Annotated in this window: 22 protein-coding genes; 9 read left to right on the forward strand and 13 right to left on the reverse strand. The window is 65.5% G+C overall.

Translation table 11 applies throughout. From position 1 onward, the window contains the following. The 5 genes from N511_RS0123455 to N511_RS0123475 all read left to right on the forward strand — a co-directional run bounded on the left by N511_RS0123455 (position 1) and on the right by N511_RS0123475 (position 5,176). Positions 1–1,245: a vWA domain-containing protein gene (locus N511_RS0123455; protein ID WP_027681482.1), complete on the forward strand. Its 1,245-nt coding sequence runs from the start codon at positions 1–3 to the stop codon at positions 1,243–1,245. Further along, positions 1,236–1,910: an SRPBCC family protein gene (locus N511_RS0123460; protein WP_027681483.1), complete on the forward strand. Its 675-nt coding sequence runs from the start codon at positions 1,236–1,238 to the stop codon at positions 1,908–1,910. The genes N511_RS0123455 and N511_RS0123460 overlap by 10 nt, the downstream gene beginning before the upstream one ends. Before the next feature lie 57 nt (positions 1,911–1,967). Continuing rightward, positions 1,968–2,999: an XdhC family protein gene (locus N511_RS0123465; protein WP_027681484.1), complete on the forward strand. Its 1,032-nt coding sequence runs from the start codon at positions 1,968–1,970 to the stop codon at positions 2,997–2,999. Positions 3,000–3,250: 251 nt separating this feature from the next. Beyond that, positions 3,251–4,354 (forward strand): SDR family oxidoreductase, encoded by a 1,104-nt coding sequence (locus N511_RS0123470; RefSeq protein WP_037027222.1) that lies wholly within the window; start codon positions 3,251–3,253, stop codon positions 4,352–4,354. Between the two features lie 99 nt (positions 4,355–4,453). After that, complete coding sequence (locus tag N511_RS0123475) at positions 4,454–5,176, forward strand: MgtC/SapB family protein (RefSeq protein ID WP_081785425.1); 723 nt, start codon at positions 4,454–4,456, stop codon at positions 5,174–5,176. An 18-nt stretch (positions 5,177–5,194) separates the two neighbouring features. Here the strand turns inward: N511_RS0123475 and N511_RS0123480 are convergent, their stop codons facing one another. The 4 genes from N511_RS0123480 to N511_RS0123495 all read right to left on the reverse strand — a co-directional run bounded on the left by N511_RS0123480 (position 5,195) and on the right by N511_RS0123495 (position 9,954). Beyond that, entirely contained in the window at positions 5,195–5,662 is a 468-nt protein-coding gene (locus tag N511_RS0123480) for a hypothetical protein (protein WP_027681487.1), read from the reverse strand. Positions 5,663–5,761: 99 nt separating this feature from the next. Further along, complete coding sequence (locus N511_RS0123485) at positions 5,762–7,303, reverse strand: methyl-accepting chemotaxis protein (RefSeq protein ID WP_027681488.1); 1,542 nt, start codon at positions 7,301–7,303, stop codon at positions 5,762–5,764. Between the two features lie 215 nt (positions 7,304–7,518). Beyond that, entirely contained in the window at positions 7,519–8,649 is a 1,131-nt protein-coding gene (locus N511_RS0123490) for a 3-deoxy-7-phosphoheptulonate synthase (protein WP_027681489.1), read from the reverse strand. Between the two features lie 78 nt (positions 8,650–8,727). Next, entirely contained in the window at positions 8,728–9,954 is a 1,227-nt protein-coding gene (locus N511_RS0123495) for a DUF2252 domain-containing protein (RefSeq protein WP_027681490.1), read from the reverse strand. A gap of 37 nt (positions 9,955–9,991) precedes the next feature. Here N511_RS0123495 and N511_RS0123500 point away from each other — a divergent pair, with 37 nt between their 5' ends. Then, positions 9,992–11,863, forward strand: a complete 1,872-nt coding sequence (locus tag N511_RS0123500) for a glycoside hydrolase family 15 protein (RefSeq protein ID WP_027681491.1) — start codon at positions 9,992–9,994, stop codon at positions 11,861–11,863. Positions 11,864–11,893: 30 nt separating this feature from the next. After that, the gene (locus N511_RS0123505; RefSeq protein ID WP_012761945.1) at positions 11,894–12,154 is read left to right on the forward strand and encodes a DUF1289 domain-containing protein; all 261 of its coding nucleotides are present in this window, start codon (positions 11,894–11,896) and stop codon (positions 12,152–12,154) included. 71 nt (positions 12,155–12,225) lie between these two features. On the opposite strand, the gene N511_RS0123510 is transcribed toward N511_RS0123505, so the two are convergent. Continuing rightward, positions 12,226–13,662, reverse strand: a complete 1,437-nt coding sequence (locus N511_RS0123510) for an aldehyde dehydrogenase family protein (protein ID WP_027681493.1) — start codon at positions 13,660–13,662, stop codon at positions 12,226–12,228. A 152-nt stretch (positions 13,663–13,814) separates the two neighbouring features. Between N511_RS0123510 and N511_RS0123515 the strand changes: the two genes are divergently transcribed. Continuing rightward, on the forward strand, positions 13,815–14,345 hold the full coding sequence (locus N511_RS0123515) for a hypothetical protein (RefSeq protein ID WP_027681494.1): 531 nt from the start codon (positions 13,815–13,817) through the stop codon (positions 14,343–14,345). A 126-nt stretch (positions 14,346–14,471) separates the two neighbouring features. Further along, positions 14,472–15,365 (forward strand): LysR family transcriptional regulator, encoded by an 894-nt coding sequence (locus N511_RS0123520; RefSeq protein WP_027681495.1) that lies wholly within the window; start codon positions 14,472–14,474, stop codon positions 15,363–15,365. Between the two features lie 17 nt (positions 15,366–15,382). On the opposite strand, the gene N511_RS0123525 is transcribed toward N511_RS0123520, so the two are convergent. From N511_RS0123525 to N511_RS0123560, 8 genes are all read right to left on the reverse strand, one after another. Further along, complete coding sequence (locus N511_RS0123525; RefSeq protein WP_027681496.1) at positions 15,383–16,930, reverse strand: acetyl-CoA hydrolase/transferase family protein; 1,548 nt, start codon at positions 16,928–16,930, stop codon at positions 15,383–15,385. A 269-nt stretch (positions 16,931–17,199) separates the two neighbouring features. Further along, positions 17,200–18,822, reverse strand: coding sequence for an ABC-F family ATPase (locus tag N511_RS0123530; protein ID WP_027681497.1), 1,623 nt, complete (start codon positions 18,820–18,822; stop codon positions 17,200–17,202). A gap of 112 nt (positions 18,823–18,934) precedes the next feature. Continuing rightward, entirely contained in the window at positions 18,935–19,861 is a 927-nt protein-coding gene (gene ldcA / locus N511_RS0123535; protein WP_027681498.1) for a muramoyltetrapeptide carboxypeptidase, read from the reverse strand. Then, entirely contained in the window at positions 19,858–20,406 is a 549-nt protein-coding gene (tadA, locus tag N511_RS0123540; protein WP_027681499.1) for a tRNA adenosine(34) deaminase TadA, read from the reverse strand. The genes ldcA and tadA overlap by 4 nt, the downstream gene beginning before the upstream one ends. Before the next feature lie 19 nt (positions 20,407–20,425). Continuing rightward, entirely contained in the window at positions 20,426–20,902 is a 477-nt protein-coding gene (queD, locus tag N511_RS0123545; RefSeq protein WP_009238193.1) for a 6-carboxytetrahydropterin synthase QueD, read from the reverse strand. 77 nt (positions 20,903–20,979) lie between these two features. Beyond that, on the reverse strand, positions 20,980–21,618 hold the full coding sequence (queE, locus tag N511_RS0123550) for a 7-carboxy-7-deazaguanine synthase (protein ID WP_027681500.1): 639 nt from the start codon (positions 21,616–21,618) through the stop codon (positions 20,980–20,982). Between the two features lie 121 nt (positions 21,619–21,739). Continuing rightward, the gene (locus N511_RS25625) at positions 21,740–21,868 is read right to left on the reverse strand and encodes a hypothetical protein (protein ID WP_269321403.1); all 129 of its coding nucleotides are present in this window, start codon (positions 21,866–21,868) and stop codon (positions 21,740–21,742) included. After that, the gene (locus N511_RS0123560; protein WP_027681501.1) at positions 21,865–23,082 is read right to left on the reverse strand and encodes an MFS transporter; all 1,218 of its coding nucleotides are present in this window, start codon (positions 23,080–23,082) and stop codon (positions 21,865–21,867) included. Before N511_RS0123560 ends, N511_RS25625 begins: the two co-directional genes overlap by 4 nt. Positions 23,083–23,107: the final 25 nt, after the last annotated feature.

Genomic DNA, 23,107 nt, shown 5'->3' on the forward strand with positions numbered 1-23,107 from the left:
ATGCAAGCGACCGTGCCGACGCAGTTGCCCATGCTCGCGCGCAACGTCACGCATTTCGTGCGGCTGCTGCGCAATGCCGGCATGCCGCTGGCGCCCTCGCGCGCGGTGGACGCCATCGAAGCCCTGAGCCATATCGACATTGGCCGCCGCGACGACGTCAAGGCCGCGCTGTCTGCCCTGCTCGTCTCGCACCCCGACGAGCGCACGCTGTTCGATGCCGCCTTCAACGTGTTCTGGCGGGATCCGGATTGGGAAGGCAAGCTGCGCGCCCTGCTGCTGCCCAAGGTGCGTGGCGGTATTCCCGCGCCGCGCAGCAACCGCTTGGCCGATGCCTTGCGCGCGCAGCCATCGACGAATCTGCCCCCGGGCCCCAAGCCCGACGGGGAGCGCCATGACATCGTGGCGCCGCTGGCGTTTTCTGCCAACGAAGCCTTGCGCACGCGCGACTTCGACACGCTCAACGCTGCCGAATGGCGCACGTTGCAACACATGATCCGCCGCCGGCGCGTGCATCTCGCCCAGGAGCGGACACGCCGGTTGAAGGCCGCCTCGCGCGGGCGCCATCCGGACCTGCGCGCCACCGCCCGGCAGGCCGTGCGCGCCGGCGGCGAGTGGACCGGCTGGAAATACCGCCAGCCCGTCGACCGCACGCCGCCGCTGGTGCTGCTGCTCGACATTTCCGGATCGATGAGCCGCTATTCGCGCGCCGTGCTGTATTACTGCCACGCGCTGGTGCAGTCGCGCGAGCGCATCCAGGCCTTCCTGTTCGGCACGCGGCTGACGAACGTCTCGCGGCAACTGCGCGAGCGCGATCCGGATGTCGCCGTGCAGGCCATCGCCGAGCTGGTGCCCGACTGGTCGGGCGGCACGCGCATCGGCGCGGCGCTGGCGGAGTTCAATCGCCAATGGGCGCGCCGCACGCTGTCCGGCCGTGCCACCGTCCTGCTGGTGACCGACGGCCTAGACCACGAGCACATCGACGTGCTCGACGCCCAGATGGCCCGCCTGGCGCGCTTCGCCCACCGCATCGTCTGGCTCAACCCGCTGCTGCGCTTTGCCGGCTTCGAGCCGCGGGCACGTGGCGTGCGGGCCATCCTGCCGCATGTCGACGTGATGGTGCCGGCGCACCATTTCGACAGCCTGGCTGCGCTGGAGCACGAACTGGCGCATGCCCGCCGCACGCGTGCGCCGCGTCCCCCCACCCCCGTCCAATCGACCGCCCAATCGACCGCCCCATGGAACTGACCCAGACCCATCTCTTGCCCGTGCCCCTGCAGACCGCCTGGGATGCGCTGAACGACCCGGCCGTGCTGCAGCGCTGCATTCCCGGCTGCGAGAGCATCACCGCCGCCGAGGCCGGCGCCAACCCCGCCTACGACATCGCCATGACCGCCGCTGTCGGGCCCGTCAAGGCGCGCTTCAAAGGACGCATGGAACTGGCCGACGTGGCGCCGCCGCGCAGCTACACGCTGCATTTCGACGGCCAGGGCGGCGCGGCCGGGTTCGGCAAGGGCAGCGCGCAGGTGCAGCTCACGCCCGAAGGCCCCACGGTAACGCGGCTCTCTTACACCGCGACGGCGCAGGTGGGAGGCAAGCTTGCGCAGATCGGCTCACGGCTTGTCGACGGCGCCGCCCGCAAACTGGCCGACGAGTTCTTCCAGCGCTTTGCGGCAGAATTCGGCCCCGCAGAGACGGCGGGCATCGACGGACACGCCGCGCCAGTCGACGGCATGCAGGCCACACAGGCGATTCCCGATTTGGCCGCCGCCCAGCTGCAGGCCCACGGTGCGCCGCCCGGCCACCCAACCAACGTCAGCCCTGCGCTGCAGCCGCGCAACCCATGGCCGTGGATCATCGTGGCGGTGGTCGCCGTGGCGGCCGCCTACCTGTTTTTGCACCACGGGGCATAATCGGTCCCTTCCCCCGCAACACATTACTCAAGCGCGCGAAAGCGCAGCCAACGCATCATGGACAGCGTCGATCTTGAAGTCTTGAAAACCAGCGTGCGCTGGCTGGAACAAGGGCGCCGCGTGCTGCTCGTCACCGTGGTCAAAACGTGGGGCTCGTCGCCGCGGCCCGAAGGCGCGATGCTCGCGCTGCGCGATGACGGCGTCGTCATCGGCTCGGTCTCGGGCGGCTGCATTGAAGACGACCTCATCGACCGCGTGCGCCGCGAGGGCCTGCATTACACGAAGCCCGAAGCCGTCAAATACGGCATCAGCGCTGAAGAAGCGCACCGCTTTGGGCTGCCCTGCGGCGGCACGCTGCAGCTCGTGCTCGAACCGCTGAACGCCTCCAGCGGCATCGACGCCCTGCTGCGCGCCGTGGAGGCCGGCCAGCTCGTCGCGCGCACGCTCGACATGGCGACCGGCGCCTCAACGCTGCAGCACGCCACCGTCACCGACGGCCTGCAGTTTGACGAAGCGCGCCTCGTGACGATTCACGGGCCGCGCTACCGGATGCTCGTCATCGGTGCGGGACAGCTCTCGCGCTACCTGTGCCAGATCGCCGTGGGGCTCGACTACCAAGTCACCGTCTGCGACCCGCGCGAGGAATACAGCGAGGAATGGTCGATCCCGGGCGTGGCCATGGTCCGCACCATGCCCGACGATACGGTGATGGCCATGAAGCTCGACGAGCGCTGTGCCGTCATCGCCCTGACGCACGACCCGAAGCTCGACGACCTCGCGCTCATGGAGGCGCTCAAGACGCCCGCGTTCTACGTCGGCGCGCTCGGCAGCCGCCGCAACAACGCCAATCGCCGCGAGCGCCTGAAGGAATTCGACCTGAGCGACGCCGAGCTGGCGCGCCTGCATGGGCCGGTCGGCATTTACATCGGCAGCCGGACGCCGCCGGAAATCGCCATCTCCATCCTGGCCGAGGTAACGGCCGCCAAGAACGGCGTGTCGCTGCCGACCATCCTGCAGGTGGAAGGCGCCAAGGCGGCGCGCGAGATTGCCGCCAACGCCGCTTCGAGCTGCGCGGTGCCGCAAACCTGAGTCAACCCTCTGATCGAATGGGATGCCGAAAGGCGGCTGAAAGGTTACATTCTTATAAATCGCTGATTGCCCGCAGGTTTTGGCCGCATCGCCTCGCGCGAACGCTGCGGCCCACGAGCCTTGTTTCGTGTGCGCGGCTTCATTTGCATGATCTGCCGGCCCCTTGCACCTGAGCGGGGCGGCGGCGGTCGTGTAGTTTGCAAGCGGGACGGTCGCCCGTTTTGCCACCTAGGAAATTCAAGTTTTCTCGCATGAGTATTTTGCTGACCGGTGCCACCGGTTTCGTGGGCGGCGCCATTGCCGCCAATCTGGCAGCCAAAGGTTTGCTGGCCGACACGCGCTTTGCCGTGCGCGGCGACACGCCTGCTGAAGGGTTGGCGCGCCTGCGCAGCAACCTGCGGCGTTTTGAATTCGCACAGGGCACGCTGGAAGGCATTACGGAATCGCAAATCGTGCCGTTCGACCTGCGCGAGGCCGGCGCGGCCAAGCTGGGCGATCCGGAAATCATCATCAACTGCGCAGCGCTGGCAACGTTCTCGAACCACCCGTCGCTGTGGGAAACCAATGTGGAAGGCGTGCTGGCGCTGGGCCGGCTGGCTGCGCAGGGCAAACGCCTGAAGCGCTTCCTGCAGATCGGCACGGCCATGTCGTGCGGCCAACTGGCGGATCGCCACGTCAGCGAGAGCTGGGATGTGCCCGGGCTGGAGCAGCACGCCGTGCCGTACACGTATTCCAAGGGCATGGCCGAGCTGAAGCTGCGTGAAGCCGTGCCGGAGCTGCCGCTGGTGGTGGTGCGGCCGTCCATCGTGGTGGGCCACAGCACGCTGGGGTGCGAGCCCTCGGGCAGCATCTTCTGGATGCTGCGCATGGTGGCGATGCTCGAAACGTTCAGCTGCCGCCTGTCCGACCGCGTCGACATCCTGCCCGTGGACGACTGCGCCGAAGCCATCGTGCAACTGTCGACCAAGCCCACGCTGGCGCACGACCTGTATCACATCAGCGCCGGCGATGCGAACTCCGAGCGCATCGAAACGCTGTACCCGCGCTTCAAGCGTTGCAAGACGCCCGAAGAAGACGCTCAGGCGCTGGCGGGCTACGTGTACCAGGAAAAAATCGCCGAGAAAGCATTGGCGCGTAAATTCCTGAGCCTGACGGGCGATGGCAACGTGCGACTGGTCGCGCGCTGCATCCACCTGTATGCCAAGTTCGCCAGCATGAGCTACGTGTTCGACAACACGCGGCTGGTGCAGGAGACCGGCTTCCAGCCGCGCTCCCTGCTCGCTTACCTCGACCGCTGCCTCGAGACGTCGGACGCCGTGCCGATTCCCGAGCAGATGCAGTGGGACTATAAGTAGCCGTCCGGCCTCCCCGGCCTGCACGGCGTGTCATGGCGCCGTGCTATAACCCTCGGCGCCCTTTACCAAGACTCCGGTCACCACAACAAGGAGCCTCCGATGACGCTGCAAGCTCTCGTCCATCTCAATGTCGCCACGCTGGTGGATTCGTTCATCAGCCTTGCCTCGGCCTTTGCGCTCGGGTCGCTGATCGGCTTCGAGCGGCAGGTCAGACAGCGGACTGCGGGGCTGCGTACCAACGCGTTGGTGGCGGTCGCGGCATCGGCATTCGTCGACATGGCCGCGCAGATCGGCACCGCATCGGACACCACACGCGTGATCGCCTATGTGGTGTCGGGCGTCGGCTTTCTGGGTGCCGGCACGATCATGAAGGAAGGGCTGAACGTGCGCGGGCTGAACACCGCCGCCACGCTGTGGGGCTCTGCGGCGGTGGGCGCGGCGGCGGGCTCCGACCTGGTGGGTCAGGCCATTCTCATTACACTATTTGTGCTGGCGTCGAACATCCTGCTGCGGCCGGTGGTCGATCGCATCAACCGTACGCCACTCGACAATCAGGCCAGCGAAGTCACGTACACGATGTGCGTCATCTCCACCAGCGAGCGTCAGAAGGAGGCACTGGCCGATCTGGAACGCCTGCTGGAAGAAGCCAGCTACCCGATCAGCGATCTGTCGGTCGAACCCTTTGGCGACGACCACGTGGAAATTGAAGCCATGCTGATGTCGACGGCTGTGAACGCGGCCGAGCTGGACCGCATCGTCACGTCGCTGCAGTCGCAGCCGCACGTGGCGCAGGCTTTCTGGAACCCGAGTACGACGGAATAATCGGGATCAACGCGCGGGTCAAAGCTCCTGGCTTGCCGCCAGCGCGAAGATCTTCGCCCAGCGCTTCGCTTCCTGGCGGTTGCGCATCGGGATCTGCCACTCTGCTTGCGACTGATGCTTCAGGCGCAGTGCCAGCGTCCAGGCGCCTTCGCGTTCGACCGCATCGGCCCCGGCAATATCGGCGAAGAGAAAACGGGCGCCCTGCCCGTGCAACTGCAGCGTCCCGCGCTTTTGTTCGGCATCGACCGCGACCTGCCCCCAGCTTCCGCTGAGCGACACAATCCGCTCGCCTTTCACGTTCACGCCATGCACGGCGCGGTAACGCCGGACGAAGGTGACGACCGCGCCGGCCAGCAGCGCCACGGCCAGCAGCACAGCCGCGCCACCCGCCACGGCGCCATAAGCGGCTGCAACCAGCGCATACAGCCGGACTGCGCCGTAGATCAGCAGACCCACCAGCGCGAACGCGGCAATGATGAACGGCATGAGGCGACTCCTTGAATAGACCCGTCGGTTATATCAACCAAAACGGCATTCAAGGCAAGCCATTGCCATGCCCGTACGACAACGGCGGTGAAATCAACCTCAGGCGAGGCGGAATGCTGCGATGGCGGCGTTCAGCGCTTCGGCCTGTTCTTCCAGCGATTCAGCCGCCGCTGCGGCCTGCTCGACCAGCGCAGCGTTCTGCTGCGTGGCTTCGTCCATGAGCGTGACAGCCTTGTTGACCTGCTCGATGCCCGAGCTTTGTTCGTTCGAGGCTGCAGCGATTTCGCCCATGATGTCGGTCACGCGGCGGATGGACGACACGATGTCTTCCATCGTGCTGCCTGCGCGTTCGGCCAGCGCGCTGCCGGTCTCGACCTTCGACAGCGACGCCTCGATCATTTCCTTGATTTCTTTCGCGGCCGCGGCGCTGCGCTGCGCGAGGTTGCGCACCTCACCGGCCACCACGGCAAAGCCGCGGCCTTGTTCGCCGGCGCGCGCGGCTTCCACCGCGGCGTTGAGCGCAAGGATGTTGGTCTGGAACGCAATGCCGTCAATCACGCCGATGATTTCCGACACCGTGCGCGACGACGCGCTGATCTCGCGCATGGTCGCCACCACGTCCGTCACCACGGCGCCGCCCTGGCTGGCAACTTCCGAAGCGCTGTCGGCCAGCTGGCTGGCCTGGCGCGCGTTGTCGGCGTTCTGGCGCACGATGGAGGTCATTTCTTCCATGCTGGACGCCGTTTCCTCCAGCGAGCTGGCCTGCTCTTCCGTGCGTTGCGACAGGTCGGCATTGCCGGCGGCAATCTGCTTGGTGGCCGCGCCGATCGACTCTGAGCCCGTGCGCACGCGACGCACGGTGTCGGTCAGTGCAGTTTGCATGCGACCCAGCCCTTCGAGCAGGCGGCCCATTTCGTCGTGACGATCGATGCGCACGCGCTCGGTCAGGTCACCCGCGGCAATGCGGTCGAACTGCGCCAGCGCCGCGTTCAGCGGCCCGACAATCGCGCGCAGCAGCGACCACGCGCACCACAACGCAACCACCAACGCGATGATGATGGCGGCAACCACGATCAGGCGGAAGCGCGCATAGGCGTCGCGCGATGCGTCGTAGTTGGCCTGGGAGAATGCGAGTTGCTTCTTGCTCAGCGCGAGGCTGGAATCGTTGGAGTCACGGAAGGCCTTGGACACTTCCTTGTCCATGATCTTGTCCGCCGTTGCACGATCACCCGCACGCAGCGCCTTGATGATGTCGCGCAGGGTGGCGGAAGCCGCTTCGCGCTTGGTGGCGACGTCCTTGGCCAGACGCTCTTCTTCGTCGTCGCGCGGCAAGGCCAGGTATTTCTTCCACGCGCCATCCGCCTCGCCAATCAGCTCTTCGGTGCGGTCCAGCAGCTTCATCGCGCCCTTGTCTTCCGGATACAGCATCGCCTTATCGAGCGCGGTGCGGGCGCGCGTCAGGCTCAGATCGGACTCGCCCAGCGCAAGGGCAGACGGAAACTGGTTGGTGAAGGTCTGTTCGTGCGCGCGGTTGGCATCGCGCAGCCCAAGCAAGCCCGCCACGCCGATCAACAAGGCGAGCAGGAAGAGAACAGAGACCGAAAGCACCAGGCGGGTGCGGATGTTCAGGCGGAGGGACATGGGCGCGGCGAGAGTGGTGTGCGCGGCTCTTCACGCGGGCGCGACCATCGCGCCGGGCGGCCGGCTACCTGAGCACTATCGGCTCCGTTGCCCGCCAACTTAAGGGCGGCGAGGCAAATGCATGTCTGCTGCCCTCCACCTTGGCCGGCATACGAATATGGCTACAGCCCAGTCTCGGTTGGTAAGCCGTAGTTTCAACGCCTGCCCCCGTCACGTTACCCGTCGTACGAATACGCGCGCCGATGCCGCACCGCCTCGGCGAGTATGTCGAGCACGGGCTCGGTCTGGGCCCAGCTCAGGCACGCATCGGTGATCGACACGCCGTACTTGAGCGGCACACCCGGTTTCAGGTCTTGGCGGCCGGCTTCGAGATTGCTTTCGACCATCACGCCGACGATCCGGCGCTCGCCCTGCGAGAGTTGCCGCGCCAGATCCTGCGCCACATCAATCTGACGTTCATGCGACTTGTTTGAATTCGCGTGCGAGCAGTCCACCATCACCTGTTCGCGCAACTTTGCCGTGCGCAGCGCCGCGCAGGTCGCCTCGATGTGCTCGCTGTCGTAGTTCGGCCCGTTCTTGCCGCCGCGCAGGATCACGTGTGCGTCGTCGTTGCCGCGCGTCTCGAAGATCGCGGCCATGCCCATCTTGGTCATCCCCATGAACGCATGGCTGGCGCGCGCCGCAATGATCGCGTCTGAGGCCACCTGCACGCCGCCGTCGGTGCCGTTCTTGAAGCCAATCGGGCAGCTCAGGCCCGACGCAAGCTGTCGATGGCTCTGGCTTTCTGTCGTGCGCGCGCCAATGGCGCCCCACGCGATGAGGTCGGCAATGTATTGCGGGCTCAGCAGGTCGAGGAACTCAGTCCCGGCGGGCAGACCGAGCGCGTTGACGTCAAGCAGGAGTTGCCGCGCGGCGCGCAGCCCTTCATTGATGCGGAAGCTGCCGTCCAGACGCGGGTCGTTGATGTAACCCTTCCAACCGACCGTCGTGCGCGGCTTCTCAAAGTAGACGCGCATCACGATCAGCAGGTCGTCCTGCAGTGCATCAGCCGCAGCCTTGAGGCGGCGCGCGTATTCGAGCGCCTGGTCGTGATCGTGGATCGAGCACGGGCCGACGATGAGCAGCAGCCGATCGTCGCGGCCGTGCAGGATATTGCTGATGGCGCGGCGGGTGTCTTCAACGAGCGTCTGCGTATCGGCAGGCACGGGCAGCTCGTCCAGCAGCAGCGCAGGGGAAATGAGCGGACGCACCGCGCCGATGCGGGTGTCGTCGATGCGCGTCGTGTCTTGCGTGGCGTCGGCAACGCCCACCTCGCGATCATGTGAGGGGTTGTCGAGGTTTTTCATTGCGATCTCAGAGGGATTTCAAATAGTACGCAGGGGCGTGACGTCAACGGCGCGCCATCGCTGCCTTACACCGCGCACTTAAGCGGACTTGCCACCGCGCGCTTGGCGATAATCCTCCGCAAACTCGCGCCATTGCTGCAGCGACACCTTGCGGCCCTGCGCTGCCAGCTTCAGCGCCGATTTGCGCCACGCCGTGCCGGCCGCATAGTCCTGCACCTTTTCCACCAGATCGGTCCCGTGCCGGCCGCAGCCGCGCAGGTGGCACCAGGCCGCCACGCGCGCCATGGTCTGCAGCGCGTCGTCCAGATCGGCGACGACGTTCTTGCCGGCGCCCAGCGCCACACGGTCCGCGGTCGGCTGCAGGCTTTTGACGACGTACGACTTCGGCTTCTCGCCCTTGGCCCCGTAGACGACGCCACGCAGCAGCGCCGGCGAGATGGCCTGCGACAGGCGCTGGATATCGACCACGCGCCCGGCCTCGCTACGCCACGGCGCCACGCTACAGGCGTCGCCCAGCACATCGTCCCAGACACTTGGGATGGAGAGCTTGATGTCGATCAGGCGCAGCGTAGCGGGGTCGTTTTCAGGGCGCGCGAGGACGGAATAGCGCTCAAGGCCCAGGCTGCCGGTGCCCGCAATGCGCCGCGCCACGTCCACGGCGACAAAGCGCTGGCCATTGCCCTGCTCGCCATAGGCCTGCAGGATGCGGCGCGCACGGCGGGCCTCTTCCTTGCTAGCCCGCAACGTGCGTCGGCCGTCGATGCGCAGGTGAATGCGGTTGCCATCGCGCTCGGTGCGTTGCGCGAGGTAGGCCGCGCGATTGCGCTTGCGCAGGCCGCGCAGCAGATCGCGCACGATGCCGGTGGCGGTCGACCGTTCGACCCAGCGCGGCTTGCCGTCAACCAACGCCGCGGCATACGTGTCCAGAAAGCGGCGGCACAGGTTGCTGGCGTCTTCATCGGCCAGTTTCCAGCTGTAGGCAGCCACCTGCAGGCTCGACAGCACGCGCACCAGGTCGACCGTAAACGGTGCGGCCAGGGCCTCGTCAAAGTCGTTCATGTCGAAGTAGACAAGGCCGTTGTCGCCCTTGAAGCTGCCGAAGTTTTCAAGGTGGAGGTCGCCGCAGACCAGCGTGCGCGGCGCTTCGTGCAGCAGCGGCGCGTCGGCCAGCGAAGCCGCATACAGGTTGTTGGTGCCGCGAAAGAATGAAAACGGGTCGGCGGCGATGGCATCCAGCTTTCGGGTGAGCCTTTCCGGATCACGCCCGGCGTTGTATTCAAGAAGGATGCGGGTGCTTTCGTGCATGGTCACGGCCTCGTTGAAGTGCTTGGAGTGGAGTGCAATGCCCTCGAAAATCGAAGATTACGCGTTGATTGGCGATTGCGAAACCGCGGCACTGGTTTCGCGCGACGGCTCCATCGATTGGCTGTGCTGGCCGCGGTTCGATTCAGGCGCCTGTTTCGCCGCGCTGCTCGGCACGCCAGACCACGGCCGATGGCGCATCGCACCGCAGGCGAACGCGCGCGCTGTGCGGCGCCGCTACCTGCCCGGCACGCTGGTGCTCGAAACCTTCTTCGAAACCGACACCGGCACGGCCAGCGTGACCGACCTGATGACCGCCCGGCTGCCCGGCACGCTCGGCGCCCGGGACGACACCTCCGACCTCATCCGCATCGTGCGCGGTCTCTCCGGCACGGTCGACATGCGCATGGATCTGACGCTGCGGTTCGATTACGGCGCGTCGGTCCCGTGGGTCAGCCGGGTGTCGGAAATCACAGGCGCCCCGGCCGACGGCCCGTGCGACATGCCCGATTGCGTGCTGCGGGCCGTGGCCGGGCCCAACATGACGACACTTCGCACCCCTGCCCCCATCCGCGGCGAGAACCTCTCCACCGTGGCGGATTTCACGGTGAGCGAAGGCGAAGCGGTGCCCTTCGTGCTCACGTATTCGCCATCGCACCTGCCGTTACCGGCATCGATCGACGCGCTCGAAGCGCAGGTCGATATCGAGGCACGCTGGCGCGCGTGGGCGGGCCGCTGTCACGGCGCGGGCGAATGGAGCGACGCCGTGGAACGTTCGCTCATCACGCTCAAGGCGCTGACGTATCACCGCACCGGCGGCGTCGTGGCCGCGCCCACCACGTCACTGCCCGAACAGCTTGGCGGCGTGCGCAACTGGGATTACCGCTATTGCTGGCTGCGCGACGCCACCCTCACGCTGCTCGCGCTGATGAACGCAGGCTTCTTCGACGAGGCGCGCAGCTGGCGCGAATGGCTCGAACGCGCCATCGCCGGCAGCCCCGCACAGGTGCAGATCATGTACGGCATTGCCGGCGAACGCCGCCTGGGCGAATGGACCGTCCCGTGGTTGCCAGGCTACGAAGGCTCGCAGCCCGTGCGCGTGGGCAATGCGGCTGCGCTGCAACTGCAGCTCGACGTGTACGGCGAGCTGATGGACGCCCTCTTCATCGCCCGCAAAGGCGGCCTGGATGGTGATGATGCCTCGTGGCGCCTGCAGGTCGCGCTGATGACGCATCTGGAAAGCATCTGGCAGACGCCCGACGAAGGCATCTGGGAAGTCCGCGGCCCTTCCCGCCATTTCACGCATTCCAAGGTGATGGCGTGGGTGGCCTTCGACCGCGCCGTCAAAACCATCGAGCAATTCAATGTCGACGGCCCCGTAGAGCGCTGGCGCGTCGTGCGCGACCGCATCCACGCGGAAGTCTGCGCCCACGGCTACAACGCCAAACGTGGTTGCTTCGTACAGAGCTACGGCAGCGAAGAACTGGACGCCGCGCTGCTGATGCTGCCGCTCGTCGGCTTTCTGCCGGCATCCGACTCGCGCATCCAGGGCACGGTCAAGGCCATCGAAGAAGACCTGCTCGTCGATGGCCTCGTGCGCCGCTACCGCACCGAAGCCGTGACCGACGGCCTGCCCGAGGGCGAAGGCGTATTCCTGGCCTGCAGCTTCTGGTATGTCGACAACCTCGTCATGCAAGGCCGCCACGACGAAGCGCGCGCGCTCTTCACCAAGCTGCTGGCGCTGCGCAATGACGTGGGCCTCTTGGCCGAAGAATACGACCCGCGCGTGCAACGGCTGGTCGGCAACTTCCCGCAGGCGTTTTCGCACATTGCCCTGGTGAATTCAGCGCTGGCGCTCTCGGCCGCCGCCGATCATGTCAGCCAGCGCACGGGGGATGGCGCCGGCAGCTGACGCCGCGTCGAAGCCGGTAAAATACCGCCCATGACCGAATCGACCGCCCTCAGCCCCATGCCCGACGACGCAACCAGTGCTTCCGACAGCACCCTGCTGGGCCGCCCCGACAGCCCCTGCATCGGCATCTGCTCGACACTCTTCGACGAGGTCTGCCAAGGCTGCGGGCGCACCCAGCTGGAAGTCAGCAACTGGGTGTTCATGACGGACGAAGAGCGCAACGCGGTCTGGACGCGCATCCTGGCCGAAGGCACCGCCCAGGGCTACAACGCCGACGGCAGCCGCAAGTAAGCGCAGCGCATCAAACGCAAAAAACCCGGCCGAAGCCGGGTTTTTTTCGTGGGTGCTGCATGTGGGGCAGATCAGGCCGTCTTTGCAGGGTTGAGCTGCATCGCCTTGTACTCCAGGAACTCTTCCAGACCGTACTTGCCGTTCTCGCGCCCGTTGCCGGATTGCTTGTAGCCGCCAAACGGCGCCTGCATGTTGAACGGCCCGCCGTTGATGTTCACCTGGCCCGTGCGGATGCGCCGCGCCACGCGAATCGCGCGGCTCTCGTCGCCCGACCACACACCGCCGCCCAAGCCGTAGATGCTGTCGTTGGCGATGCGGACAGCCTCGTCCTCGTCGTCGTAGCAGATCACGGTCAGCACGGGGCCGAAGATCTCTTCCCGCGCCACAGTGTCGGTCGTCTTGACGTTGCCGAGCACCGTCGGCTTGACGAAGTAACCGGTCGACAGGCCTTCGGGCGTGTCGGCACCGCCGGTAACGAGTTCTGCGCCCTCCTCCAGCCCCTTGCGGATGTAGCCCAGCACGCGGTCACGCTGTACGGCGGAAATCAGCGGCCCCAGGCGCGTGGATTCCTGCGCCGGATCGCCCGGCACGTAGGCAGCGGCAAACTGCGCGGCCAGCGCCTTCACTTCTTCATACTTGGCACGCGGGACCAGCATGCGCGTGTGCGCCGAACACGTCTGCCCGGAGTTCAGGAAACACGCCGACAGCGTGCCCTTGACCGCCGCAGACAGATCCGCGTCATCCAGGATCACCGATGCCGACTTGCCGCCCAGCTCCAGCGCCACGCGCTTGACGGACTGCGATGCCAGCTCGGCCACGCGCTTGCCCGCACGCGTGGAACCGGTAAACGACACCATGTCGACCTCGGGGTCGCTTGCCAGCACCTCGCCCACAACGGGGCCATAGCCGGTGACAAGGTTGAACACGCCCGGCGGCAGGCCGGCTTCTTCAATGACTTCCGCCAGCACGAAGGCGTTGAGCGGCGCCACTTCCGACGGCTTGAGCACCACCGTGCAGCCGGCCGCCAGCGCGGGCGCAACCTTCAGCGTGATCTGGTTGAGCGGGTAGTTCCACGGCGTGATGGCGCCCACCACGCCCACGGGCTCGCGCACCACCAGCGAGTTGCCGACGTGCTGTTCAAATTCAAACGTGCTGAGCAGCTTGGCGAAATTGCTCCAGTTATAGACCGGGCCGCCCACCTGGATGGCACGCGCAAGCTTGATCGGCATGCCGACCTCGCCGGCAATGAGCTGCGCCAGCTCTTCGCTGCGGGCCTGCAGGCCGTCGGCAATCTTCTGGATGTACTCGGCGCGCTTGGCCACGGGCGTGGCAGCCCAGTCGTCAAATGCGGCGCGCGCCGCAGCCACGGCGGCTTCGGCATCGGCCGCGCTGCCTTCGGGAATGGCGCCCATCACCGCTTCCGTGGCCGAATGAATCACTTCAATGACGCCCTTGCCCTGCGGCGCCACCCACTTGCCATTGATGAAAAGCTTGTCGCGTTGCTGCATCGTTGGTCGTCTCGCTCTGGTGGATGCGCGATTTGCGCGTTGTGCTATCCGGGTTGCGACTGAGGCCGACATCGCCCCCGGGCGGTTATGATCGGTCTATTGTAGAGCCACCAGAGCGCACACTGCAGACGCGCCGGCCGAGGGAGACCAGCATGACCACCAGCATCTATCAGAAGACCGAAAAAGGTCAGGACGAGATCCGCACGCGCGCGAACCACCTCGACCAGCGTCACCGCGCGGTGCTTCTGATGATCAACGGCGAAAAAACCTGCGACGACATCCTCGTGCAGCTTCAGCCGCTCGGCATGACGCACGCGGTATTCGACGAGCTGGAGGTCGGCGGCTATATCCGCCCGCACGCGGCCGGGACGACCGCGGCGAAGACGGAACCGGCATCTGCACCCGCCGCTGCGGAGGCGGCTCCTGCACAGGCAACTACGCCAAAAGAGCCCGCCGCCGAAGGCTATCAACGCCTTTATCGCTTCTACACCGAAACCATCAGCCGGTATCTCGGCCTGCGCGGTTATCTGCTGGAGATGAAGGTGGAGAAAGCCGGCAATGTGGCGGAACTCGTCGCCTTGCGCGACACGCTCAAGGCGGCGCTCACCAAGACGCGCGGCGAGCCGGACACCAGCAACGTCATCGCCCAGCTTGATCTGCTGATTGACGAGGCCACCGGCTAAGCCCGCACGCTCGGACAACAAAAAAGGCGGCCACCTGTGCCGCCTTTTTTGTTGAGCACCGTGGAATGGGAAAACTTCATTACCATGGCGAATCCCATTCGCATGCTTCATGGCAAAGGTTTGCCCGTGCCCATCGATATCCGAGCCCTTCGTTACTTCGTCGAAACCGCGCGGCTGCAGAGCTTCACGCAGGCAGCGAGTTCGCTCTCGGTAACACAGTCCACCATCAGCAAGATGGTGCGTCAGTTGGAAAGCGAGGTCGGTCAGCCGTTGTTGATTCGCGAAGGCAGGCAGGTGCGGCTCACCGACGTGGGCCGGGTCGTGTACGCGCGGGGCCAGGAAACGCTGGGCGTGGTGCACAGGCTGACGCTTGAAGTGGCGGATCTGTCTTCGCTCGGACGGGGTGAACTCACGGTCGGCATCCCACCGATGGTGAACCTGTTCTTTTCGCCGGTCGTGAGCGCGTTTCGGCAGCGTTATCCCAATGTGGTGCTGAACCTGGCCGAGTCCGGCGGCAAGACGGTGGAGCAGCAAGTGGCCAGCGGCGAACTGGAGGTGGGCGCCACCGTGCTGCCCGGCGACAGCGGCCTCGAACTCGCCACGCGGCAGTTTGCAAAGTATCCGATCTGGGTGGTGGGCCCGCGCAAGGCGAAATGGGCCAGGGGCAAGACCGTCAGCCTTTCTGCGCTGCGCGACGAACCGCTGCTGTTGCTGGCCGAGGATTTTTCGCTGACGCGCAAGCTGCGACACGCCTTTCTCGAAGCCCGCATCGAACCGCATATCGTTGCGCAGAGCGGGCACTGGGAATTCCTCGCCTCGATGGCGGCAGCGGGGCTGGGCACGACATTTTTGCCGCAGCCGCTGGTGACCAACCTGGCGAGCCGTGACAAGCTGGCCGTGGCACGCCTGACCGCGCCGGACATGGATTGGGCACTCGCGCACCTGTGGTCGCCGGGTCGGTACCTGTCGCACGCCGCGCGCGCATGGCTGGCGACATGCGAGGAAGTGCTGGGCGCCTGAGCAGCGGCGCCCGCGCTTCAGGCGCTCAATGCAGACTCCGCGAGCGCACCCTCTTCACTGAACCCCGCCGGGCGCATCGATCCATGATCGCGGAACCGAATATGCCAGGCCAGCGCCTCCTCCAGGAGGTGGGGCGTATGCCCGCCGCGCCGCTGCGCCCGCACAACGTAGTCGCGCAGCAGCTCGCGGTAGCGCGGGTCCGCGCAGTTGCCGATGATCTGGACGGCACACTCGCGCGGCGCCAACCCGCGCAAGTCGGCCAACCCATGTTCGGTGACGATGATGTCGACGTCGTGCTCGGTGTGGTCCACATGCGAGACCATCGGGACGATGCTCGAGATATCGCCGTCCTTGGCCAACGACTTGGTCACGAAGACCGACAGATGCGCGTTGCGCGCGAAGTCGCCCGAGCCGCCGATGCCGTTCATCATGTGCGTGCCGCCCACATGCGTTGAATTCACGTTGCCGTAAATGTCGCATTCCAGCGCGGTATTGATGGTGATCAGGCCCAGCCGGCGGATCACCTCCGGGTGGTTGCTGATCTCTTGCGGCCGCAGAACCACCCGCGACTTGTAGCGTTCCAGTTCTGTCAGGAACCGCTTGTAGACCGGGCGTGACAGCGTGATCGACGAAGCCGAGGCAAACGCCAGCTTGCCCGAGTCAAGCAGCTCGATGGAGCTGTCCTGCAAGACCTCCGAATACATCTTGAGGTCATGGAACGGCGAGTCGATAAAGCCATGCAGAACCGCGTTGGAGATCGTCCCGATACCCGCCTGCAGCGGTTGGAGCGTGGGCGAAAGACGCCCCGTGCGCACTTCCCGCGCCAGGAACGCGTTCAGATGCCCGGCGATGGCATTGGTCTCCATATCAGGCGGCAACACGTTGGACGGGCTGTCGTCCTGCCCCGTGATGACGATGGCGGCGATCTTGCGCGGATCGATCGGGATATATGGCAGGCCGATGCGCTGCTCCGCTGCAATGAGCGGAATCGGCTGGCGATAAGGCCGCTGCACCGGGAAGAAGATATCGTGCAGGCCCTCCAGATTGGCGGGCATGTTCAGGTTGATCTCGACGATCACCTGCTTCGCCAGCACCGCGAAACTTGCGGAATTGCCCACCGACGTCGTCGGCACGATGCCGCCGTTCTCTGTGATGGCCGTGGCTTCGACCACCGCCACATCCAGCGGCGCGATCTGCCGCGAACGCAGTTGCTCGACGGTTTCCGACAAGTGCTGGTCGATGAACATGACCTCGCCTGCGTTGATCTTGCGCCGCAAGGTGGCATCAGCCTGAAACGGCAGGCGACGGGCGATCACATCGGCTTCGGCCAATACCTTGTCGATGTCGTTGCCCAACGAGGCGCCGGTCATCAGCGTGATGCGCAGCGGCTCGTGCGCGGCACGCCGGGCCAGGGCAAACGGTACGGCCTTGCAGTCGCCGGCGCGGGTGAAGCCGCTCATGCCGACCGTCATGCCATCGCGGATCAGCGTCGCGGCTTCGTCCGCAGACACCACTTTGTCCAGCAGGGATTGCAGGCGAATGCGGTCGCCAATATCAGAGGTCATCTCGTCTCCTGGGTACTTCGCCGAGCCTGCGTTTGGCGCTTCTTGGTGCGACGCGCGACGCCTTGCCTGCAGCTCTCGGCCTGTTCACTGTGATATGCGATCCCAGTGTAGCGACGGCAATGCATTCCGATGGCGACAAAAAATCATGGAAGCCAGTCGGTTTTTTCATAGAGCGACCACCTTGGCGGCGCCCGGCAGCCGCATTCGGCGGGCACCAAAAACAAAGGGCCGCACATCGGCGGCCCTTGGCTACGGCAGAGGATTGGCGCTCAGACTTCGACGCCCTGGCTCTGCAGGTATTCGTCGTAGGTGCCGAGGTAGTCGGTCAGCGTGCCGTCCGGGCGCACTTCGATCACACGCGTGGCCAGAGCGCTGATCAACTCGCGATCGTGCGACACGAAGATCAGCGTGCCTTCGAACTTGTCGAGCGCGATCTGCAGCGACTCGATGGACTCCATGTCCATGTGGTTGGTCGGCTCGTCCAGCGCCAGCACGTTGTGGCGGCCGAGCATCAGCTTGCCCCAGATCATGCGGCCCTTCTCGCCACCGGAGAGCACCTTCACACTCTTCTTGATGTCGTCGGCAGAGAACAGCAGGCGGCCCATGGTGCCGCGCAGCGATTGGTCGTCATCGCCGGGCTGCATCCACTGGCTCATCCAGTCCATCAGGTCGCGGTCTTCGGGGAATTCTTCGTAGGTGTCCTGCGGCATGTAGCCGACATTGGCGTTCTCGGCCCACTTGACGGTGCCACCGTCGATCTCGATGCCGCGCTGCACGCCGGTCTTCACGGCGCCGTTCAGCAGGCAACGCAGCAGCGTGGTCTTGCCCGCGCCGTTCTCACCGATGATGGCGATGCGCTCGCCCGCACGCACGGCCATCGTCAAGCCGTCGAAAATCTTGCGGTCGTACGTCTTGCGCGCGTTCTCGGTTTCCACTGCCAGGTTGTGCAGCTTCTTCTCCATCTCGAAGCGGACGAACGGGTTCTGGCGCGACGACGGCTTGATGTCTTCCACCTTGATCTTGTCGATCATCTTCAGGCGCGACGTGGCCTGACGTGCCTTGGACTTGTTGGCCGAGAAGCGGCGTACGAAGTCCTGCAGGTCGGAGATGCGTTCCTTGGCCCGTGCGTTGGCGGCCTGCAGGCGTTCGCGCGCCTGCATGGAGGCTTCCATGTAATCGTCGTAATTGCCCGGGTAGACCTTGAGCGTGCCGTAATCCATGTCGGCCATGTGTGTGCAGACCGAGTTCAGGAAGTGCCGATCGTGGGAGATGATGATCATGGTGGAGTTGCGCTCGTTGAGCACCGATTCCAGCCAGCGGATCGTGTTGATGTCGAGGTTGTTGGTCGGCTCGTCCAGCAGCAGCACGTCCGGGTTCGAGAACAGCGCCTGCGCCAGCAGCACACGCAGCTTCCAGCCGGGCGCGACATTGCTCATCGTGCCGTTGTGCTGGTCGGTCGGAATGCCGACGCCCATCAGCAGTTCACCGGCACGCGCTTCGGCGGTGTAGCCGTCGTATTCGGCGTACTTGGCCTCCAGGTCGGCGGCCTTCATGTAGTCGTCGTCGGTGGCTTCCGGGTTGGCGTAGATGGCATCGCGCTCCTGCGCGGCGGCCCACATTTCGGTGTGGCCCATCATCACCACGTCGAGCACGCGCATGTCTTCGTAGGCGAACTGGTCCTGGCGCAGCTTGCCCAGGCGCACGCCCGGTTCCAGGATCACGTTGCCGGAGCTGGGCTCCAGATCGCCGCCCAGGATCTTCATGAAGGTCGACTTGCCGCAACCGTTGGCGCCGATCAGGCCATAGCGATTGCCCTCGCCAAACTTGACCGAGATGTTCTCGAACAAGGGCTTGGGCCCGAACTGCATGGTGATGTTGGCGGTGGAAAGCACGTGGAAACCTTGATTTGGAAAGCGGTGATCTGGCGACGCAAGCACTCGGCCGTCCGCCATTTGGAGAACCTGGGATTTTACCACCCGGACGTGACCCGGATGGCCGGAAGACTTATGCCTTCAGTGTCGGATACCCCGACAAGTGCAGCGTAAAGCCCGCGGCATCGACATCCAGCTCGGCATGTGCGCCAATCGGCAGCGTCGCCTTGGTCGGGCAATGGCCGAACGGCAATCCCGTGACGACCGGAATCGACAGATGTTCAGCCAGGTAATCGCGCATGGCGTCGAAATCGTAGCCGGCGTCGTACGGCGTGGTCCGATAGCCGGAAAAATCGCCCAGCACCAGCGCCTGCTGCGCATCGAGCACGCCGGCCTGCTGCAGTTGCAGCAGCATGCGCTCAACGCGGTACGGGTGCTCGTTGATGTCCTCAACGAACAGGATGCCGTCGCGAATGTCCGGTAGATACGGCGTGCCGATCAAACTGCACAGCATGGCCAGATTGCCGCCCCACAGCGTGCCGGCATAACGCCCGGGCCGCGCGCAGCCTTTGGGTTGTGAGCCATCCACGCGCAGCGCATAGGTCGGGCTGCGCAAAATGCCCCAAAAATGTTCGACCATGAACGGGTCGACCGTCTCCAGCCCGAAGTCCGAACAGACGTGCGGACCGGCAAACGTCACGCCGCCCGTGGCCGCCAGGTAGGCCAGCGAGAACACGGTGAAATCGCTGTGGCCGACGATGATGGCGTCGGTCGCCTGCGCGCGGCGGCCGATGTCGATGAAATCGATGCGGTCCAGCAAGCGCGTGAGGCCATACCCGCCGCGAATGGCCATGGCAATTTCCTGGCCGCTGCCCGTGCCGATCTGGTTGAGGTCAGCCAGACGCGCCAGTTCGCCGCCGGCAAAGCGCTGATGCTGCCGGCTCAGGCACTCGCGGTTGACGACCACGCAGCCCTGCGCTTCCAACGCCGCCACGCCGCGCTGGGCGATGGCCGCATCGTTCGGATAACCGGAAGGCGCAATCAGGCGGACAGTGGTCATGTGGCGGTTTCGTCAGGTTCGGTGGACGCCAGGCGTGCGGCCTTCTGGCTCGCGCGGCGCTCGGCAAAGAAGGCGCGCAGCATGTCGCCGCATTCCTGCGCGAGCACGCTGCCGGTGATGGCGGTCTGGTGGTTCAGCCGCGTCTCGGCAAACAGATCGAGGATGCTGCCCGCGGCGCCCGTCTTGGGGTCCGGCGCGCCGTAGACGACGCGCGCCACACGGGCATGCAGCATGGCGCCGGCGCACATCACGCACGGCTCCAGCGTCACGAAGACTTCGCAGTCCGGCAGGCGATAGTTGCCGAGCTTCTCGGCGGCCTGGCGCAGGGCGCGCATCTCGGCATGCGCCGATGGGTCGTGCGTGCCGATCGGGGCGTTGTAGCCGACGCCGACGATCTCGTTGCCGCGCACGACCACCGCGCCCACCGGCACTTCGCCCTGCCCCCACGCGAACTTGGCCTGCACGAGCGCCTGCTGCATCCAGTAGCCGTCGCGCTCGTGGGCGGACATGTCGGCGGGCGGGGTGAGGACGTGCGGTGTGGTCATGCGATCCGGCGCTGTCGAATCAATCCTGCTCGTGCGGGCGCGCGAGCTTCACGTCGGCCCAGCAGTTCGGGGTTTCGTACAGCACGAGCTTGGACAGGCGCAGATGGTGCCCGAACGTGTTACGGAACACCGGCTCGAGAATGTCGAAGGCCACCTGCGCGAGGTTCTCGACGGTGGGCACGTCATTCAGCACGACGGTCTTATGACCGCCTTCCATGTCGTTCAGGAATTCAACGAGCTTAGTGTCGCCGCGATAGACGAGGAAAGCGTGATCCCACAGGTCGACGAGATGCTTGTTGGCGAGCTGCTTGACGTCGCCAAAGTCGAGGATCATGCCGTCGTCAGCGGCTTTGTCGTTGTGCAGGACTTCGCCGGTCAGCGTGAGTTCGAGCTGATAGCGATGGCCGTGCAGGTTGCGGCACTGGCCGGCATGGCCCGGGATGCGGTGGCCGGCGTCGAATTCGAGCCGGCGCGTAATGGAAACGGTCTTGGTCATGGAGCAAGGTGGCGGCAGCGGGCGCCGCGAAACGGCTGGAACCGGCAGAAAACCGGGGACAAAGTGCTGCGGCCGCCTTAGCGGATGCCCAGCATCTTATGGGTTTGCAGCGACAGGCGCCAGCGCGGCCGGCGCTGGCACAGCTCAACGGCAGCCGCCGTATTTTGCCGGGCGAGCGGGCCGTCCATGGCCTGCAGGAAGAAATGCTGGAAATCCAGCCGTTCGTATGCGTCGAGGTCTTGCCCGTCTTGCGGGATCACCACCTTCAGCTCGTCGCCGCGCGTGACGACGAGTTCAGAGCCCATCTTGGGGCTCACGCACACCCAGTCGATGCCCTCCGGCACGGCGATGGTGCCGTTGGTCTCGATGGCGATTTCGAAGCCGCGTGCGTGCAGCGCGTCGATCAGCGGCGTGTCGAGTTGCAGCAGCGGCTCGCCGCCGGTGCAGATGACGAGCGGCTTGCCGCCCGTCGCGCTGGCCGGCCATTCGGCGGCAACGGTATCGGCGAGTGCGTCGGCGGTGGCGTATTTGCCGCCTTGCGTGCCGTCCGTGCCGACGAAGTCGGTGTCACAGAACTGGCAGACGGCGGTGGCGCGATCGGCCTCGCGCCCACTCCAAAGATTGCAGCCGGCAAAGCGGCAGAAGACAGCTGCGCGGCCGGTGTTGGCACCCTCGCCTTGCAGCGTGTAGAAGATTTCCTTGACGGCGTAAGTCATGTCTGAACGGTGGCATTCACAGGAGAACGACGCAAAAGCGACGTAATTCCCGCGCAAACCGTACCAGTGCCCACTAGTGATTAACCCGATATTGTTTCACAAATCGGGCTCGTGCGTCGCCCTACCCGCAGAAGGACGCGAACGTCACAAAAGAAAATGCACCTTCCGGCGTCAGCCACGCCGCGAAGACCAGGGCAGCGCCGGCCGCCGCCAGCGCCCACGCCGTCCAACGATTGAGTCGATCCTTCATGCCGGTAGCGCCATCGGCGTACGCGCAAGTTGGCGATCATCGATCGGCCAGTGCAGCAGTGCGGCCACCACGCCGAGCGCCATCGCGCCAAACCAGATCGCGTCGTAGGAATGCAGGTGGTCGTACACCACGCCGCCCAGCCACACGCCCAGGAAGGCGCCGATCTGGTGACCAAGGAATACGAAGCCGAACAGCGTGCCGATGTAGCGCACGCCAAACACCTGCGACAGCAGCCCGTTCGTCAGCGGCACCGTGCCGAGCCACAGCAGGCCCATCACGATGGCAAACGCATACAGCGTTGCCGGCGACAGCGGCAGCAGGATAAACAGCGCAATCGCCGCCGTGCGGATCAGATACAGCAACGAGAGCAGATACTTGCGCCGGAACAGCCCGCCCAGCGCGCCGCAGTAATACGTGCCGACGATGTTGGCGGCGGCAATCAGCGCCAGCGCGACCATGCCGTGGCGGCCGGTGAGCCCCTTGTCGAGCAGGTACGCCGGCATGTGCGCACCGATAAAGGCGAGCTGGAATCCGCACGTCAGGAACCCGAGATTCAGGAGCCAGAAACCGCGGTGGGCGAAGGCCTCCCGGATGGCTGAGCCCATGCTTTGATGCGCCTCCTGCACGGCGGCACTCGATGCCTTTTCGCGCAGCGGTGCGGCCAGCGGCAAGAAGATCGCCATGACCACCGCCATGACGACCAGCGCCGTCACCCAGCCGACCGTGCTCAGCAAGCCCTGCGCCGTCGGCACCATCACGAACTGGCCGACACCGCCCACTGCGCCCGCCACGCCCAGCGCCCAGCTGCGCCGCTCGGGCGGCGTCAAGCGGCTGATCGCGCCATACACCACGCCGAACGACGTGCCTGAGAGCCCCAGCCCGATCAGCCCGCCGGCCGAGAGCGTGAAGCCCAGCGGCGTGCCCGCATGTGCCATCAGCAACAAACCGAGCGCATAGACGACGATGCCGGCCACCACCACCTTGGCGGCACCGTAGCGGTCGGCCAGCATGCCCGCAAAAGGCTGTGCCGCGCCCCAGATGAGGTTTTGCAACGCGATCGCTAGGCCGAAGGTTTCGCGTGTCCAGCCATGGCCCATCGTGACGGGCACGAGGAAGAGCCCTTGCACGTGCCGAATGCCCAGCGCCACGCCGATCACCGCGCCGCCGGCCAATACCGGCAACCAGGGCGATTGCGTGAGAGATTTCGAGGTCATGAGCGTTTTTCTCCGATGTGACTGA

Source organism: Ralstonia sp. UNC404CL21Col (assembly GCF_000620465.1).
GTDB classification, from domain to species: domain Bacteria; phylum Pseudomonadota; class Gammaproteobacteria; order Burkholderiales; family Burkholderiaceae; genus Ralstonia; species Ralstonia flatus.